Below are 16,129 nucleotides of genomic sequence, written 5' to 3'. Positions count from 1 at the left end.
CGCCACCCCTCTGTACGCCCCGCCCGCACCCCGCACCCCGCAGACAGCACCCGAGAGGAACCCCGCCATGCCCTTGATCTCCCCCGACGACGGCTATCTGACCGTGTTCAACCTCTTCGAGACGGACACGGTCCCCCTCCAGGACGACGTGCTCGAAGCGATGCGCGACATCATCGACCACGCCGACTACCCCGGCTGGATCTCCTCGACCCTGCACGCGGGCGTCGACGAGCCGGGCACGGTCAACTACATCCAGTGGCGCAGCGCCGCCGATCTCCAGGCCCGGTACGAAGGACAGAAGTTCCAGCGCAAGACGGTGCCGCTGTTCCACAAACTCGCGCGCACCGTAAGGCTGTTGAAGACGGAGATCGCCTTCACCCAGCACCACCCCGCGCTCGGCGGGGAGATCGAGATATCGCCTGAGCGCGACGACTACACCGTCCTGATCGTGTTCGACACGAAGCCCGAGGACCAGCGGGAGCTGCTGGACACCCTCGCCAAGCCCGACGAGTGGATCACCACCGTGCCCGGGTACCGGTCGCACACCTACTTCCGCGGTGTGGACGGCAGCTTCGTCGTCAACTACGCCCAGTGGGAGAGCAAGGAGCTGTACGACGCCTTCCACACGCTGCCCGAGGAGGACAGGCCGGCCGACATCAGGGACGGCAGGCACCGGGCCCGCTCGCTGGTCACCAACCGGCAGGCCAACACCTACCGGGTGACCCACTCCCGCTCCGCGAAAGGCTGACCCGGCATGGCACCCGAGGCAGGGACCGCGCCGGACGCAGCAGGCACCGGCGGCACGGACGTCACGGACGTCACGGACGTCATCGTCGTCGGCGGCGGACCGACCGGGCTGACACTCGCCGGTGAACTGTGCCTGGGCGGAGCCCGCGTGACGGTCGTGGAGCGGCTGACCGCACCCACGGGGCAGTCCCGGGGGCTGGGCTTCACGGCCCGCGCCATGGAGGCGTTCGACCAGCGGGGCCTGCTGCCCCGGTTCGGGCAGGGCGACAGCCTCGACATCAGCCCGGTCGGCCACTTCGGCGGTGTGCGGTTCGACTACACCGTGCTGCCGGGCGCCCACTTCGGCGCCCGCGGCATACCCCAGTCGCTGACCGAGTCGGTGCTGGAGAGCTGGGCAGCCGACCTCGGAGCGGAGATCCACCGCGGCTGGGAGTTCAGCCAACTGCACGCGGGAGCAGGGCCGGACGACGCCGCGGTGGACATCACCGTACGGACCCCGGAAGGCCCGCGCCGGCTGCGCGCCGGGTATCTGGTGGGCGCCGACGGCGGCCACAGTCACGTGCGCACGGCGGCCGGAATCGACTTCCCCGGCACACCGGCGTCCCGTGTGATGTACCTCGCAGACGTGGTGGGCCGCTCGCTGCGCCCCCGGCCGCTCGGCGAACGCCTGGAACACGGCATGGTGATGGCGGCGCCGCTCGGCGACGGGGTGGACCGCATCATCGTCTGCCCGGACGGCGCCCCGCCGCGCGCGGACGCGGCGCCCGTGACGTTCGCCGAAGTGGCGGCGGCATGGCTGCGGCTCACCGGCGAGGACATCGCCGACGCCGGTACGCGATGGGTGAGTTCGTTCACGGACGCGACCCGCCAGGCGGCCGCGTACCGGCGCGGGCGCGTCCTGCTGGCGGGGGACGCGGCCCATGTCCATCTGCCCGCCGGGGGCCAGGGGATGAGCACCGGCATCCTGGACGCCGGCAATCTCGGCTGGAAGCTCGCCGCAGTCAGCCGCGGCACAGCGCCCGGCGCCCTGCTGGACACCTACCACGACGAGCGCCACCCGGTCGGCGCCCGACTGCTGGTGAACACCCGCGCCCAGGGAACGGTGTTCCTCGGCGGCCGGGAGTCCGACCCGCTGCGCGCCCTGTTCGCCGAACTCATCGAGTACGACGACGTCAAACGCCATCTCGCCGGTGTCGTCAGCGGGTTGGACGTCCGCTACGACCTCGGCGCCGACCACCCGCTGGTCGGCAGACGCGTCGCGCACCGCGTGCTGGTCGGGCCCGCGGGGGAGACCAGCACCACCCGGTTGCTGCGTCCCGCGCGCGGTGTCCTGCTCGACCTCGCCGACGAAGCTGCGGTACGAGCCGCTGCCGCACCCTGGGCCGACCGGGTGGCCGTCACCACCGCGACCCCGAAGCCACTCGACGACCAGGACGACGAACTGCACGGCCTGAGCGCCCTGTTGATACGTCCCGACGGCCACGCCGGCTGGGTGTCGACGGAGCGGGGCGGCAAGGGACTGACCGCCGCCCTGCACCGCTGGTTCGGACCGCCCGCCCCGGCGGCCCCGCAGACGGAGGACGTGTGATGGCACGTCCCACGAGCCGGGCGCCTCGCGGCCACCGGGTGCTGGTCACCGGGTCCATCGCCACCGACCATCTGATGGCCTACCCGGGCCGGTTCGCCGAGCAGTTGCTCACCGGCCAACTGGCAAGCGTCTCGCTGTCGTTCCTCGCCGACACTCTGGAGATCAGGCGCGGCGGGGTGGGCGCCAACATCGCCCTCGGCCTCGCCCGGCTCGGCCTGGCTCCGGTGCTGGCCGGGTCCGCCGGCGCCGACTTCGCCGAGTACGGGGCATGGCTGGCCGGACAGGGCGTGGACATCACCCCCGTACGGGTCAGCGACACCTTGCACACGGCCCGCTTCGTGTGCACCACCGACGCCGACCACAACCAGATCGCCACGTTCTACGCCGGGGCGATGGCCGAGGCGCGGCACATCTCACTGACCAGGACCGTGGCCGGCACCGGCCGACCGGAGCTGGTGCTGATCGCACCGGACGATCCCGAGGCGATGCTCCGGCACACCGCGGAGGCGCGCGCCGCCGCCCTGCCCTTCGCCGCCGACCCCTCGCAGCAACTCGCCCGGGTCGACCGGGCCGCCACCCGCCGGCTGGTCGACGGAGCGACCCACCTCTTCACCAACGCGTACGAGGCGGGCCTGCTGCGCGAACGCACCGGCTGGACCGACGAGCAGGTGCTGGCACACGTCGGCACCTGGGTCGTCACCCGGGGCGCCGAAGGGGTCGAGCTGCTGCGCACCGGGGAAGCGCCCCTGCGGATCCGGGCCGTGCCCGCCGACGCACCGGCCGAACCCACCGGTGTGGGCGACGCCTTCCGCGCCGGCTACCTCGCCGGGCTCTCCTGGTCGCTGCCGCCCGCAGCCGCTGCCCGGCTGGGCTGCGCGGTCGCCACCGTGGTGCTGGAGACGGTCGGCACCCAGGACTACCGACTCGACCCCGACGACCTGCTGCTGCGCGTCAAACGGACACACGGCGAGCCGGCGGCAGCGGAGTTGGCCGGGCCGCTCGGCGCCGGCATCGAGCGGGCCACCACAGGGAGCGCCGGATGAACCCCACCAGGCAGGCCGCCACCCCCGAACTGTCGTCAGGGGTGCGCCGCATCACCCTCAACGGCGCCGAAGCGCCCCTCTCGGCGCTGCTCGCCGAACCGGCCACCGCGCCGCACGCCGTCATCGTCGCCCTGCACGGCGGCGGCCTCACCTCGGGCTACTTCGACGGGCAGGCCCACCCCTCCCTCTCGCTGCTGACGCTCGGGGCGAGCCGCGGGTACACCGTCCTGGCGCTGGACCGCCCCGGCTACGGGCGCTCCGCCGCGCATCTGCCGGAAGGGCTGTCCCTCACCGATCAGGCGGCCATGGTGCGGGCCGCGCTCGGCGCGTTCGCCGCGCGCCATCCGACCGGTGCCGGACTCCTGCTGCTGGCCCACTCCTTCGGCGGCAAGCTCGCCCTGCACCTCGCCGCCGGCGGCCTCCGCGACCTGCGGGGTCTCGACATCTCGGGCTGCGGACATCGCAGCGCCCTGCTGCCGGGGCAACTCCCCTTCGGCGGCGGCCAGATGCAGACCACCCGGCTGTGGGGCCCGCTCCGGCTCTACCCGGCGGGCACCTTCCGCCGCGACCGGATACCAGCGGCGCCGGTCCCGGTCCGGGAGGCGGCCGAACTGGCCCGCTGGCCCGAGCAGTTCGGCGCGCTGGCGCCCCAGGTGCGGGTACCGGCCCGCTTCACCTTCGCCGAACACGAACGGTCCTGGCTGCACGGCGACGACGACCTCGCCGATCTCGCCGCAGCGCTGACCGGGGCGTCCCGGGTCCGTACGGAACGGCAGCCAGGCTCCGGGCACAACATCAGCCTCGGACTGGCCGCCCGCGCCTACCACCTGCGGGCGCTGGACTTCCTGGGCGGCTGCCTGCCCGACCGGTCCGACCCCGAATGAGTCGGCCCGACTGAGCCGACCCGACCGAGCCCACCCGAAGGACGGAGCGCCATGGCGACCGCTCAGCCCAGCCCCGACGTCGCGGGACCGCTCGCCGATCTGGCAGCGCGCAGGAAGGAGGCGTACGAAGGACCCGGCGCCGCGGCCACGGAACGGCAGCATGCCAAAGGGAAGCTGACCGTACGGGAGCGCCTCGAACTCCTCCTGGACAAAGGCACCTTCACCGAGGTGGAGACCTTCCGCCGGCACCGGGCGACGGGGTTCGGCCTTGAGGCGAAGAAGCCGTACACCGACGGTGTGATCACCGGCTGGGGCACGGTCGAGGGCCGGACGGTCTTCGTGTACGCGCACGACTTCCGGATCTTCGGCGGCGCGCTCGGCGAGGCGCACGCGGCGAAGATCCACAAGATCATGGACATGGCCATCTCGGCCGGTGCCCCGCTGGTCTCCCTGAACGACGGCGCGGGCGCCCGTATCCAGGAAGGTGTCTCCGCGCTCGCCGGGTACGGCGGCATCTTTCAGCGCAACACCCGGGCTTCCGGGGTGATCCCGCAGATCAGCGTGATGCTCGGCCCGTGCGCCGGCGGCGCGGCCTACAGCCCGGCGCTGACCGACTTCGTCTTCATGGTCCGCGACACCTCGCAGATGTTCATCACGGGCCCGGACGTGGTCAAGGCCGTCACCGGCGAGGAGATCACCCAGAACGGCCTCGGCGGCGCCGACGTGCACGCGCGGACCTCCGGCGTCGCGCACTTCGCGTACGACGACGAGGAGACCTGCATCGCCGAGGTGCGCCATCTGCTGACCCTGCTGCCCGCCAACAACCGGGAGATGCCGCCGTACGAACCGGCCGACGACCCCGCCGACCGGACCTCGCCCGCGCTGACCGAGCTGGTGCCGGCCGACGGCAGCCGCGCCTACGACGTACGCCCCGTGATCGAGGAACTCGTCGACGACGGCGACTCCATGGAGGTGCACGAGGGCTGGGCGCCCAACCTGGTCTGCGCGCTCGCCCGGCTCGACGGACATGTCGTCGGTGTCGTCGCCAACCAGCCGGCCGCGCTCGCCGGGGTCCTCGACATCAAGGCCAGCGAGAAGGGGGCCAGATTCGTCCAGTTCTGCGACGCGTTCAACATCCCGCTGATCACCCTGGTCGACGTTCCCGGCTTCCTGCCCGGCGTCGGCCAGGAGCACGACGGCATCATCCGGCACGGCGCGAAACTGCTGTACGCGTACTGCAACGCGACCGTGCCCCGGATCTCGGTGGTGCTCCGCAAGGCGTACGGCGGCGCCTACATCGTCATGGACTCCCGGTCCATCGGCGCCGACATCGCGCTGGCCTGGCCGGGCAACGAGATCGCCGTGATGGGCGCCGAAGGCGCGGCCAACGTCGTCTTCCGCCGGGAGATCGCCGCCGCCGACGACCCCGAGCACACCAGGCGCCAGAAGATCGACGAATACCGCGCCGAACTCGTCCACCCCTTCTACGCGGCCGAGCGCGGGCTCGTCGACGACGTCATCGACCCCCGTGAGACCCGCCGTGTCCTGGCCCGCGCCGTGGCGATGCTGCTGGCCAAGGACTCCGACCTGCCGCGCCGCAAGCACGGCAACCCGCCCCAGTGACAACCCTCTTGAGGTGATCGCGATGGACCAGCACATCCTGCGCGTACAGCGCGGCAACCCCCGTCCTGAGGAACTCGCCGCGCTCACCGCAGCGCTCCTCACCCGTCTCACCGCAGCGGGACCAGGCAGCGGTCCGGTACGCCGGCGCTCGTCGGCCGGCTGGCGCAGACCGGAGCGCGCCGCCATGTTCGAAGGACCGCGTAGCTGGCGGGCCGGCGCCGCCCCCAGGAGCTGACGACCGCAGGCACCCCACGACCGCAAGCCCACCGCAACCGCAGCCAGACCACAACCACCACCACAACCACGACCACCACCACCGAGAGGCAGTACCGGCATGAGTGCCGTCACCACCACCGAAGAGACCGTCGCCGCGCTGCGGGCCCAGTTGCGCGACCTCACCGACCGGGCCGAACTCACCGCTCTCGCCGACCGCTACGTCACCCACCTCGACCGGGACCGGCACCGCGACGACTGGTTCGGCTCGGTCTTCACCGACGACGTCCATCTCACCTTCCCCATGGGCGAGTACAAGGGGACGGCGGGGCTCGCCGAGTTCCAGGAGCTGGCCCGCACCACCTTCGAACGCACCCACCACACCGCCTCCAACTACACCGTCGACCTCGCGGGCGACCGGGCCAGGATCCGGGCCCATCTGACCGCCGTACACGTACGCACGGCCGCCGAACCCGGCACCCACTTCACCATCGGCGGCCACTACGAGGCCGACGCCGTCCGCACCGCCGAAGGCTGGCGGATCAACCGGTTCGTCTTCGAGCTGGTATGGCACGAAGGACAGGGCCCGCAGGGCGCTCCGGGCCACTGACCTCGGAACCTGCAGAGATCTGACGTAGAGCACAAAGACCTGACACCGGCGCGCCTTGAACCGCCCAGCCACCCGGAACACACTTCATCTGGGCCTGTCGGTGCGTCCAGGACCGAAACCACCGGCCACCCCCGGTACCAAGGAGGAAGCCCCGCCATGCCCCCAGGCACCAACGAACTGCCGCTGCCCGCACAGGTGTTGCAGATCATCACCGCCGGCTGGCTCGCCCAGGCGGTCAGCGCGACCGCCGAACTCGGCGTCGCCGACGTCCTGGCCGCAGGACCCCGACCGGTGTCCGAGATCGCCGCGGCGACCGACACCCACGCCCCCAGCCTCTACCGACTGCTGCGGGCCGGGGCCGACATCGGCCTGTTCACCGAACACGACGGCAGTGTCTTCGAGTTGACCGAACTCGGCGGCACCCTGCGCGCCGACTCCCCGACCAGCCTGCGCAACTTCGCCATCTGGACCGGGCTGCCCGCCGAACGGCACGCCTGGGCCGGCCTCACCGACGCCGTACGGACCGGCAACACCGCGTTCGCCGATGTGCTCGGCAAGCCCGTCTGGGACTACCTGCACGACCACCCCGATGTGCTCGGCGTCTTCGACCGCGCCATGACCGAGGCGTCCCGGCAGATCATCGCGCCCGTCGTAGCCGCGTACGACTTCGGCCGGTTCGGCACCGTCGTGGACGCGGGCGGCGGGCGCGGCGCCCTGCTGGCCGCCGTACTGGCGTCGGCGCCCGGCACCCGGGGCGTCCTCTACGACCGGCCGGAGGTCATCGCGGGCGCGGGGCAGCCGCTGCGCGACGCCGGTGTGGACGACCGCGCCGAACTCGTCGCCGGCGACTTCTTCGACTCCGTCCCCGCAGGCGCCGACGCGGTGATCCTGTCCAACATCATCCACGACTGGGACGACGAGCAGTCGCGGCGCATCCTCGGCAACGCACGGGACGCGCTCACCGAGGGCGGGCATGTCCTGCTGGTGGAGGCGGTGCTGCCGGACCGGCCGCGCCCCTCGCCCACGGTCTCCCTGATGGACCTGGACATGCTGGTGGTGGCTGGCGGGCAGCAGCGCACCGCCGCCGAGTTCGAGTCCCTGCTGGCCGACTCCGGCCTCAAGCTGTCCCGCATCGTGCCCGGCGGCCACTGCAGCGTCGTCGAGGCCGTACGCGCCTGAAAACCCGCCCGGCGCCGGACCCGCCGGTGCCCCGTCATGTCCGGCGCCGGGCGCGCTCTCCCGTGATCAGTACCAAGGAAAGAGTAGGCACCAGCCATGCCAGAACGGCTCGCACGCAAGCTGTGGTTCGGAATCGGCCCGGGAATCGCCGTCGCCGAAGCGCCGGAGGTCGTGCGCAGGGTCGAGTACGCCGACCGCGCGGGACTCGACTTCTTCGCCCTGTCCGACCACCCGTACTACGGCGACCGGCTGGAGGCCTACGGCGCCCTCGGACTGCTCCTCGGCAGGACCAGGAACATCACGGGTGTCACCACCGTCACCAACCTGCCGACGCGGCCTGTGCCGTTGCTGGCCCGCACCCTGTCGACGCTGTCCGCGCTCAGCGGCGGGCGGGTCGTCCTCGGCCTCGGCGCCGGCGGGTACTGGGACGACATCGCGCGCTTCGGCGCCACCCGGCTCGACCCCGCCGCCGCCGTACGCGCCCTGGAGGAGGCCATCGGTCTGGTCAGGTCGCTGTCCGGCGGCGTACGACCCGTCACCCTGGACGGCGAGTTCACGCAGGTGCTCGCACTGGACCCGGCGCCGGTTCCGGCGCCGCTGATCTGGACCGGCTCCGTGGGGCCCAAGTCCCTCGCCGTCACGGGGCGTTCGGCCGACGGCTGGATCCCGGGCAACGCCGCCGACTGGCACAGCGAGCGCTACCGCCAGTCGCGGCCGCTGATCGACGAGGCCGCCCGGTCCGCGGGACGCGACCCCGCCGACGTCACCACCATCTTCAATCTGCCCGCCCGCATCACCGACGCCCCCGTCAACGTCCCGCGCGACCCGTCGGGCCGCTGGCTCGGCGGCTCGGTCGACCAGTGGATCACCGAACTGACCGAGGCCGTGCTGGACCACGGCGCCTCGGGATTCGTCTACTTCTCCTCCGGCGACCCCTCGGGCCAGGTCGGCCTCGGGCGCTGGGCGGAGGAGATCGTGCCCGCCGTCCGCGAGGCGGTCGCCAAGGGCTGACCGCCCGCCGCCGGCGCGCCCCCGGGCCGCGGCCCCGCTCAACGCGCCCCCGTCCCCTGTTACTTGCCACCCCTTCACTTGCCACCCCCCGCACGTCCGCACCACAGCACTTTTCGGAGAGGTCCTCAGATGTCCACACGAACCACCGGCTCGCGTCCACGGCTCCGTCTCGCGATCGCACTGCTCGCGGTCGTTCTGCCCGTCGCGGCCTGTTCGGGCGAGGGGACCGACTCGGGGGGCAGGAGCGACGGCGCACCGCGTGACGGCGGCACCCTGCTGGTGGGCAGCGAGGCGGACCCGAGCTGCCTCGACCCGCAGCAGACCGGCCAGCTCGGCGCCGTGGACATCTCGCGGTCCGTGGTCGACGGCCTCACCTCGCAGGACCCGAAGACCGGCAAGATCGTGCCCTGGCTGGCCAAGTCCTTCACCACCAGCGCCGACGGCAGCGCGTTCACCTTCGTCCTGCGCGACGGCGCCACCTTCAGCGACGGCAAGCCCGTCGACGGGGCGGCCGTGAAGGCCACCTTCGACAATCTGGTGAAGCTGCCGGCGAACGGCGCCCCCAGCTATCTGATCGGCTACAAGGGCACCACCGTGACCGACCCGCACCGGGTCACCGTGAAGTTCGCGACGCCCAACGCCCAGTTCCTCCAGGCCACATCGACCGTCGGCCTGGGCATCCTGTCGCCGTCGACCTTCACCGCGTCGGCCGCCGACCGCTGCCGCGGCAAGTTCACCGGCTCGGGCCCCTACGTCCTCGACCACTACACCACCAACCAGGAAGTGGTCCTGAAGAAGCGCAAGGACTACGCCTGGCCCTCGGCCATCGCCACGAACAAGGGCGCGGGCCACTTCGACGAGGTGAAGTTCTCCTTCATCCCCGAGGGCGGCGCCCGCACCGGCGCGCTCAGCTCGGGACAGGTCGGCGTCGCCAAGGCCCTTCTGCCCACGGACGAGGCCCAGTTCAAGGGCAACGGCTTCAGCATCCTGTCGGCGCCGAGCCCCGGGCTCGTACCGCCGCTCTCCCTCAACCACAAGGGGATCCTCGCCGACTTCAAGGTACGCGAGGCGCTGCTCAAGGGCATCGACCGGCAGGGCCTGGTGGACTCCGTCTTCAGCAGCTCCTACAAGCCGGCCACCAGCGCGCTCTCCTCGGGCACCCCGTACTACAAGGACTTCTCCGACAAGCTGCGCTACGACGCGGCGGGCGCCAAGTCACTGCTGGACAGCGCGGGGTGGCGGGAAGGCAAGGACGGCATCCGGGTCAAGGACGGCAAGCCGCTCGCGCTCAACTGGCTGATCCCCGCGCCCATGCCGCCCGTCGACGAAGCCGTGCAGCAGCAGCTCCGCAAGATCGGCGTCGACGTCAAGCTGAAGCCCGTCGCACCCGCCGTCTATGTCGAGCAGCAGCAGAAGGGGCAGTTCGACCTCACCGCCGTCGGCGTCACCCGCGCCGACCCTGACGTGCTGCGCAACATCTTCTACACCAAGGGCGACAACCTCTGGCATCTGCCGCCCAGCAAGCTCGACAGCTATCTGGAGCAGGAGGTCTCGGCGACGAGCGAAGCCGCCCGGCAGACCGCGGTCAACAACGCCGTCGGGTGGATCCTCGACCACGCCGACACCGTCCCGCTGTACGAGGGAGCCAACGTCCACGGGGTGTCCGACAAGGTCAAGGGCCTGAAACTGGACGCCTCCAACCGGCTCGACCTGCACGACGCCTGGCTCGGCTGAGGGAGGGTCCGACAGTGAACACGGCCCTGTACGCGGTCACCCGGACACTGCGCGCGCTGTTCGTCGTCTGGGCCGCGTTCACGCTCACCTTCGTCGCGCTGCGGCTGCTGCCCGGCGACCCGGTGGCGCTGATGCTGAGCGGGCGCGGCGGGTTCGCCGGTCTTACGCCCCAGCAGATCGCCCGGACCCGCGCCGACCTCGGCTTCGACCGACCGCTGATCGTCCAGTACGGCTCGGCGCTCGGCGACGCGCTGCACGGCGACTTCGGCTCGTCCCTGCAGAGCGGCCAGCCGGTCTCCCACATGATCACCGAAGCGATCCCGCCGACCCTCCAGATCGGCAGCCTCGCACTGGCACTCGCGCTGGTGCTCGGCACCCTCACCGGGGTGACCGCCAACCTGACCGCGAGCCCCGCCCTGCGCCAACTGCTGCGATCCATCCCCTCGTTCGCGGTGTCGCTGCCGTCCTTCTGGGTGGGGCTCATCCTGATCCAACTGCTTTCCTTCCAATGGCACCTGTTCCCCTCACTCGGCAACACCGGTGTGCAGAGCATGATCCTGCCCGCCTTCACCCTCGCGATCCCGGGGGCAGCGCTGGTGGCGCAGGTGCTCGGCAAGAGCCTGCACACCACCCTCCAGGAGCCGTACGCCGACACCGTGCGGGCCACCGGCGCCGGCAGGGCCCGGCTGCTGTTCGGGCACGGGCTGCGCAACGCGGCCATCCCCGCGGTGACCGTGGTCGGGCTGCTCGTCGGCTATCTGATCGGCGGCGCCGTCGTGGTCGAGACGGTCTTCTCGCGTCCCGGGATGGGCCGCATCACCCAGGCCGCCGTCTCGTCGCAGGACCTGCCCGTCGTCCAGGGCGTCGTGGTCGTCGCCGCCCTCGCCTTCGCGGTGGTGAACCTGCTGATCGACCTGGTCTATCCCGTGCTCGATCCGCGAATCCGCTCGACGGGACGGCTGGTGACCACATGACGAACCTGACGAACCTGACGAAGACCCCCGTCACCGCCGAACCCGCGCCGGTCCCGGCCGAGCGGCACGGCGCCGAGGAGCCCGCCAGGATCCGACGGATCCTGACCGCCCCGCTGCGTTCCCCCGGCGTCACCCTCTCCGTCCTGGTGCTGCTGCTGGTGCTCGGCTGGGCCCTGGTGCCCGAGTGGTTCACCAGCCGCAGCCCCCTCACCGGCGTCCCCGCCGAGCGGTTCCAGTCACCGAGCGCCGAACACCTCTTCGGCACCGACCAGTTGGGCCGCGACATCTACGCACGGGTGGTGCACGGCGCCGCCCTGTCGCTGCGCGCCACCGTCGCCGCCATCCTGATCGCCCTGGTGGGCGGCGTGGTGCTGGGCCTGGTCGCCGGCTTCTTCGGCCACTGGACGGACACCGTCATCATGCGGATCGTCGAAGTCATGCTGTCGGTGCCGCCGGTGCTGCTGTCGCTCACCATCATCACCGCGCTCGGCTTCGGCACCGCGCAGGTCGCCGTCGCGATCGGTGTCACCAGCGTCGCCGCCTTCGCCCGCGTCATGCGGGCCGAGGTCCTGCGGGTGCGGACGGCGCCGTACGTCGAAGCGGCGATCCTCTGCGGCACCCGGTGGTGGCGCATCCTGCCGCGCTACATCCTGCCGGCCGCGATCGGACCCGTACTGGCCCTGGCCGCACTCGACTTCGGGCTGGTCGTCCTCGCCATCTCCAGCCTCAGCTTCCTCGGGTACGGGGAGCCGCCGCCCGCCCCCGAGTGGGGGTCCCTGGTCGCCGACGGACGCAACTACCTGGCCACCTCCTGGTGGCTCACCACCCTGCCCAGTCTCACCGTGACCGTCGTCGTACTCGCGGCCAACCGGCTCTCGCGGGTACTGGAAGCCGAAGGGAGAAACCGGTGAACGTGACCAACCCGGCTCCCCGCACAGCGGCGCCGACCGGTACCGCCGCCGACACCCCGCTGCTGGCCGTCGAAGGACTGCGGATCGGCTACCGCACCGAGGGCGGCACCCATGTCGCCGTCGAAGGACTCGACCTCACGGCGGCGGCGGGACAGATCACCGCCGTGGTCGGCGAGTCGGGCTCGGGCAAGAGCAGCACCGCCCACGCGCTGATCGGTCTGCTGCCCGCCGGCGGCCGGGTCCTGGGCGGCTCCGTACGCCTCCAGGGCGAGGAGCTGACCGGGCTGGGCGAGCGGGCCTGGCGCGAGGTACGGGGGCGGCGCGTCGGGCTGGTCCCGCAGGACCCCGGTGTCTCCCTCGACCCCGTCAAACCGGTCGGCAGCCAGGTCGCCGAGGTGCTGCGGGTGCACGGTCTGGCGACCCGCAGGGACGCCGACGCACGCGCCGTCGACCTGCTCGCCGAAGCCGGGCTGCCCGACCCGGCGCAGCGGGCCCGCCAGTACCCGCACGAGCTGTCCGGGGGGATGCGCCAGCGGGTCCTCATCGCCGTCGCCACCGCCGCACGCCCGCGCCTGCTGGTCGCCGACGAACCCACCTCGGCGCTCGACGTCACGGTGCAGCGGCAATCCTCGACCACCTCCAGGCGGTCGTGACCACCACCGGGACCGCGATGCTCCTGGTCACCCACGACTTGGCGGTCGTGGCCGACCGCGCCCAGCACGTGGTGGTGATGTCGCAGGCCCGGGTGGTCGAGGCGGGCCCGGCCGAGCAGGTGCTCACCGATCCCCAACACCCCTACACACGGCGGCTGCTGGCCGACGCACCCACCATCGCGGGCCGCGCCCCGCACCGTACCCGTGCCGCTGTCACCGCGCCCGCGGACATTCGGCCCGACCCCACGGCCGCCCCGCTCCTGCGGGTGACCGGACTGACCCGGGCCTTCCCCGTACGGGGTGCGGCCCTGGCCCGCCGCCGCTCCCGCATCGCCGTCGACGGGGTCGACTTCGAGCTGGACCGGGGCGAAACCCTGGGCCTCGTCGGCGAGTCGGGCTCCGGCAAGTCGACCACGGCGCGCATGATCCTCGGCCTGGAGCGGGCCGACAGCGGCACGGTCCTGCTGGACGGCGCCGATGTCACCGCCGCCCGGGGAGCGGCGCGCCGCGCACTGCACCGCCGTATCCAGTTCGTCTACCAGAACCCGTACGCCTCGCTGAACCCCCGCTTCACCGTCGGGGAACTGCTCACCGAGCCGCTGCGCAACCACAGCATCGGCACGAAGGACGAGTGGGCCGGCACCGTACGGCGGTTGCTGGACGACGTGGCCCTGCCGACCGGTACCGAGCGCCGCAAGGCCGCCGAACTCTCCGGCGGCCAGCGCCAACGGGTCGCCATCGCCCGCGCGCTCGCCCTCGGGCCCGAACTCCTGGTCTGCGACGAGCCGGTCTCCGCGCTCGACGTCACCGTCCAGGCCCGCATCCTGGAACTGCTCGTCGGCCTCCAGGAGCGGCACGGTCTGAGCTATCTCTTCATCTCCCACGACCTGGCCGTCGTCGCCCAGGTCAGCGACCGGATCGCCGTCATGCGCGACGGCCGGATCGTGGAGAGCGGCCCCGCCGACGAGCTGCTGCGCTCGCCGAGCCACCCCTACACCAAAGAACTGCTGGCCGCCGTGCCCGGCGACCGAAGCAACCACAGCGCAACGGAGGACACCCCATGGAGCTAGGGCTCATCACGTTCGGCAGCCTTCTCCCGGACCCGCTCACCGGTGAGACCCTCACCCAGCAGCAGCGACTGCGGGACGTGGTGCGCGCTGCCGCCGAGGCGGAGCAGGCGGGATTCGCCTGGTACACCGTCGGTGAACACCACTTCGGCGAGCGGGACGTGATCTCCTCACCCGCGCTGGTGCTGGCCGCGATAGCGGAGCACACCTCCACGATCAGGCTCGCCACGGGCACCACGCTCGTCGCCAACCGCGACCCGATCCTGGTCGCCGAGGACTACGCGCTGGTGGACCTGCTGTCGGGCGGCCGGCTCGAACTCATGGCGGGCGGCTCCTTCTTCCCCGAGCCGTACGCGGTCTTCGACCAGTCCCCCGAGTCGAAGGCGGCGCGCAAGCGCGAGAACACCGAACTGCTGCTGCGGCTGTGGACCGAGGAACGGGTCACCTGGCAGGGCGAGTTCCGTCCCGCGCTGAACGAGGTCACCGTCCAGCCGCGGCCGTTGCAGCCCCGGCCGCCGTTCTGGATCAGCGGCGGCGTCGGCCTGGAGTCCGTCCATCTCGCCGTGGAGCACGGACTGCCGCTGGTCGTGGGCACCACCGCACGCGAACCGGGCACGTTCGCACCGGTCTTCGACGCCTACCGCACGCAGTGGGCCGAGAGCGGGCGCACCGACCCGCCCGGCCGGCTCGGCGCCGCCAGCCATGTCTTCGTCGCCGAGTCGTCCCAGCGGGCCCGCTCGGTGTGGGCCTCGTACATGAACAACTACCTGACCGTGAAGAAGCCCGGCAACACCCACTTCTCCACCCCGCCGGACTTCGACACCTATATCGGCGCCAACGGGCCCGCCATCTGCGGCAGTCCGGCCGAGGTCGTCGACAAGCTGGGCCGGCTGCACGAGCTGTGGGGGCACGACCTGCATCTGCTCGCCATCGACGTCGGCGGCATCCCGTACGCCGAGGTGCAGGCGGCCAGTGAGCTGACCGCGTCCGAAGTGCTGCCCCAGGTCAAAGGACTTGGCTCAGGAACGGTGGCAGCCGGTGCCTGACGACGACATCAACGACTCGGCGCTCCCTCCGGTGGTCGACGCCGCCTGGGTGCGCGAGCACCGCGCAAACCTCGTCCTGGCCGATGTGCGCTGGTTCCTGGACGGCCGCAGCGGCTACGACGCCTATCTCGCCGGCCATCTGCCCGGCGCTGTCTGGGTCGATGTGGACACCGTCCTGTCGGCGCCGCCCAGCGGGACCGAGGGGCGCCATCCGCTGCCCGATCCGGCCGACTTCGCACGGGCGCTCGGCGCGCTCGGAATCGGCGACGGTACGACGGTGGTGGCGTACGACGCCGACGGCGGCCCGTACGCGGCCCGGCTGGTGTGGCTGCTGCGCCGCACCGGCAGGGCCGCCGCCCTGCTGGACGGCGGACTGGCCGGCTGGACCGGCGCGACCGAGACCGGTGGGGTGACGCTCCCCGAGGCGCGGCTGACCCCGGTGGAGTGGCCCAAGGAGGCGCTGCGCAGCGCCGACGAGGTCGCGGCGGGCAGCGCCGTCGTCCTCGACGCCCGCGCGGCCGACCGGTATTCGGGCGAGACGGTCCTGCCGTCGGACATCCGCTCCGGCCATGTCCCCGGGGCCCGGAGCGCGCCCTGGAGCGCGAACATCACGCAGGACGGGACGTTCGCGACGCCCGAGCAACTACGGGAGCGCTACGAGGCGTTGGGGGTGAGCGAGGGGTCGGAGGTCATCGTCTACTGCGGCAGCGGGGTCACCGCCTGCCATGACCTGCTGGCCCTGGAGCGCGCCGGGATCACCGGCGCTGCCCTCTACCCGGGCTCCTGGTCCGCCTGGTCGGCGGACCTGTCCCGCCCGCTGGCGACGGGACAGGAACCCGGGTAGCA

The 16,129-nt window shown here is 72.2% G+C and carries 14 protein-coding genes and 1 pseudogene; all 15 read left to right on the top strand.

Features of this window, described 5'->3' with window-relative positions; genetic code table 11:
* Positions 1 to 67 precede the first annotated feature (67 nt).
* The 15 genes and pseudogenes from ACZ63I_RS18900 (at position 68) to ACZ63I_RS18830 (ending at position 16,127) form a co-directional block, all read left to right on the top strand.
* Positions 68 to 748, top strand: a complete 681-nt coding sequence (locus ACZ63I_RS18900; RefSeq protein ID WP_469339925.1) for an antibiotic biosynthesis monooxygenase — start codon at positions 68 to 70, stop codon at positions 746 to 748.
* 6 nt (positions 749 to 754) lie between these two features.
* The gene (locus ACZ63I_RS18895; protein WP_469339923.1) at positions 755 to 2,335 is read left to right on the top strand and encodes an FAD-dependent monooxygenase; all 1,581 of its coding nucleotides are present in this window, start codon (positions 755 to 757) and stop codon (positions 2,333 to 2,335) included.
* The gene (locus ACZ63I_RS18890; RefSeq protein ID WP_469339921.1) at positions 2,335 to 3,378 is read left to right on the top strand and encodes a carbohydrate kinase family protein; all 1,044 of its coding nucleotides are present in this window, start codon (positions 2,335 to 2,337) and stop codon (positions 3,376 to 3,378) included. The genes ACZ63I_RS18895 and ACZ63I_RS18890 overlap by 1 nt, the downstream gene beginning before the upstream one ends.
* Positions 3,375 to 4,262 carry an alpha/beta hydrolase gene (locus ACZ63I_RS18885; protein WP_469339919.1) on the top strand — a complete coding sequence of 296 codons (888 nt, stop codon included), beginning with the start codon at positions 3,375 to 3,377 and terminating at the stop codon, positions 4,260 to 4,262. Before ACZ63I_RS18890 ends, ACZ63I_RS18885 begins: the two co-directional genes overlap by 4 nt.
* Before the next feature lie 51 nt (positions 4,263 to 4,313).
* Positions 4,314 to 5,885: an acyl-CoA carboxylase subunit beta gene (locus ACZ63I_RS18880; protein WP_469339917.1), complete on the top strand. Its 1,572-nt coding sequence runs from the start codon at positions 4,314 to 4,316 to the stop codon at positions 5,883 to 5,885.
* A 22-nt stretch (positions 5,886 to 5,907) separates the two neighbouring features.
* Positions 5,908 to 6,120, top strand: a complete 213-nt coding sequence (locus tag ACZ63I_RS18875; protein ID WP_469339915.1) for an acyl-CoA carboxylase epsilon subunit — start codon at positions 5,908 to 5,910, stop codon at positions 6,118 to 6,120.
* A gap of 99 nt (positions 6,121 to 6,219) precedes the next feature.
* A complete protein-coding gene (locus tag ACZ63I_RS18870; RefSeq protein ID WP_469339914.1) occupies positions 6,220 to 6,708 on the top strand; it encodes a nuclear transport factor 2 family protein in 489 nt (162 codons plus the stop codon).
* Positions 6,709 to 6,864: 156 nt separating this feature from the next.
* Positions 6,865 to 7,887, top strand: coding sequence for a methyltransferase (locus tag ACZ63I_RS18865; RefSeq protein WP_469339912.1), 1,023 nt, complete (start codon positions 6,865 to 6,867; stop codon positions 7,885 to 7,887).
* A gap of 96 nt (positions 7,888 to 7,983) precedes the next feature.
* Complete coding sequence (locus ACZ63I_RS18860) at positions 7,984 to 8,898, top strand: LLM class flavin-dependent oxidoreductase (protein ID WP_469339910.1); 915 nt, start codon at positions 7,984 to 7,986, stop codon at positions 8,896 to 8,898.
* A 129-nt stretch (positions 8,899 to 9,027) separates the two neighbouring features.
* Entirely contained in the window at positions 9,028 to 10,632 is a 1,605-nt protein-coding gene (locus ACZ63I_RS18855) for an ABC transporter substrate-binding protein (RefSeq protein ID WP_469339908.1), read from the top strand.
* A gap of 14 nt (positions 10,633 to 10,646) precedes the next feature.
* Positions 10,647 to 11,606, top strand: coding sequence for an ABC transporter permease (locus ACZ63I_RS18850; RefSeq protein ID WP_469339906.1), 960 nt, complete (start codon positions 10,647 to 10,649; stop codon positions 11,604 to 11,606).
* Entirely contained in the window at positions 11,603 to 12,517 is a 915-nt protein-coding gene (locus ACZ63I_RS18845; RefSeq protein WP_469339904.1) for an ABC transporter permease, read from the top strand. Before ACZ63I_RS18850 ends, ACZ63I_RS18845 begins: the two co-directional genes overlap by 4 nt.
* A 2-nt stretch (positions 12,518 to 12,519) precedes the next feature.
* Positions 12,520 to 14,240: pseudogene (locus tag ACZ63I_RS18840) on the top strand (dipeptide ABC transporter ATP-binding protein).
* A complete protein-coding gene (locus ACZ63I_RS18835; RefSeq protein WP_469339902.1) occupies positions 14,231 to 15,283 on the top strand; it encodes an LLM class flavin-dependent oxidoreductase in 1,053 nt (350 codons plus the stop codon). The pseudogene ACZ63I_RS18840 and the gene ACZ63I_RS18835 overlap by 10 nt, the downstream one beginning before the upstream one ends.
* Complete coding sequence (locus ACZ63I_RS18830) at positions 15,276 to 16,127, top strand: sulfurtransferase (RefSeq protein WP_469339901.1); 852 nt, start codon at positions 15,276 to 15,278, stop codon at positions 16,125 to 16,127. The genes ACZ63I_RS18835 and ACZ63I_RS18830 overlap by 8 nt, the downstream gene beginning before the upstream one ends.
* The last annotated feature ends 2 nt before the right edge of the window (positions 16,128 to 16,129 follow it).

This window comes from Streptomyces sp. NPDC087906 (genome assembly GCF_055584925.1).
The sequence above is the reverse complement of the archived record's forward strand: the minus strand, read 5'-3'. Positions and strand labels throughout refer to the sequence as shown.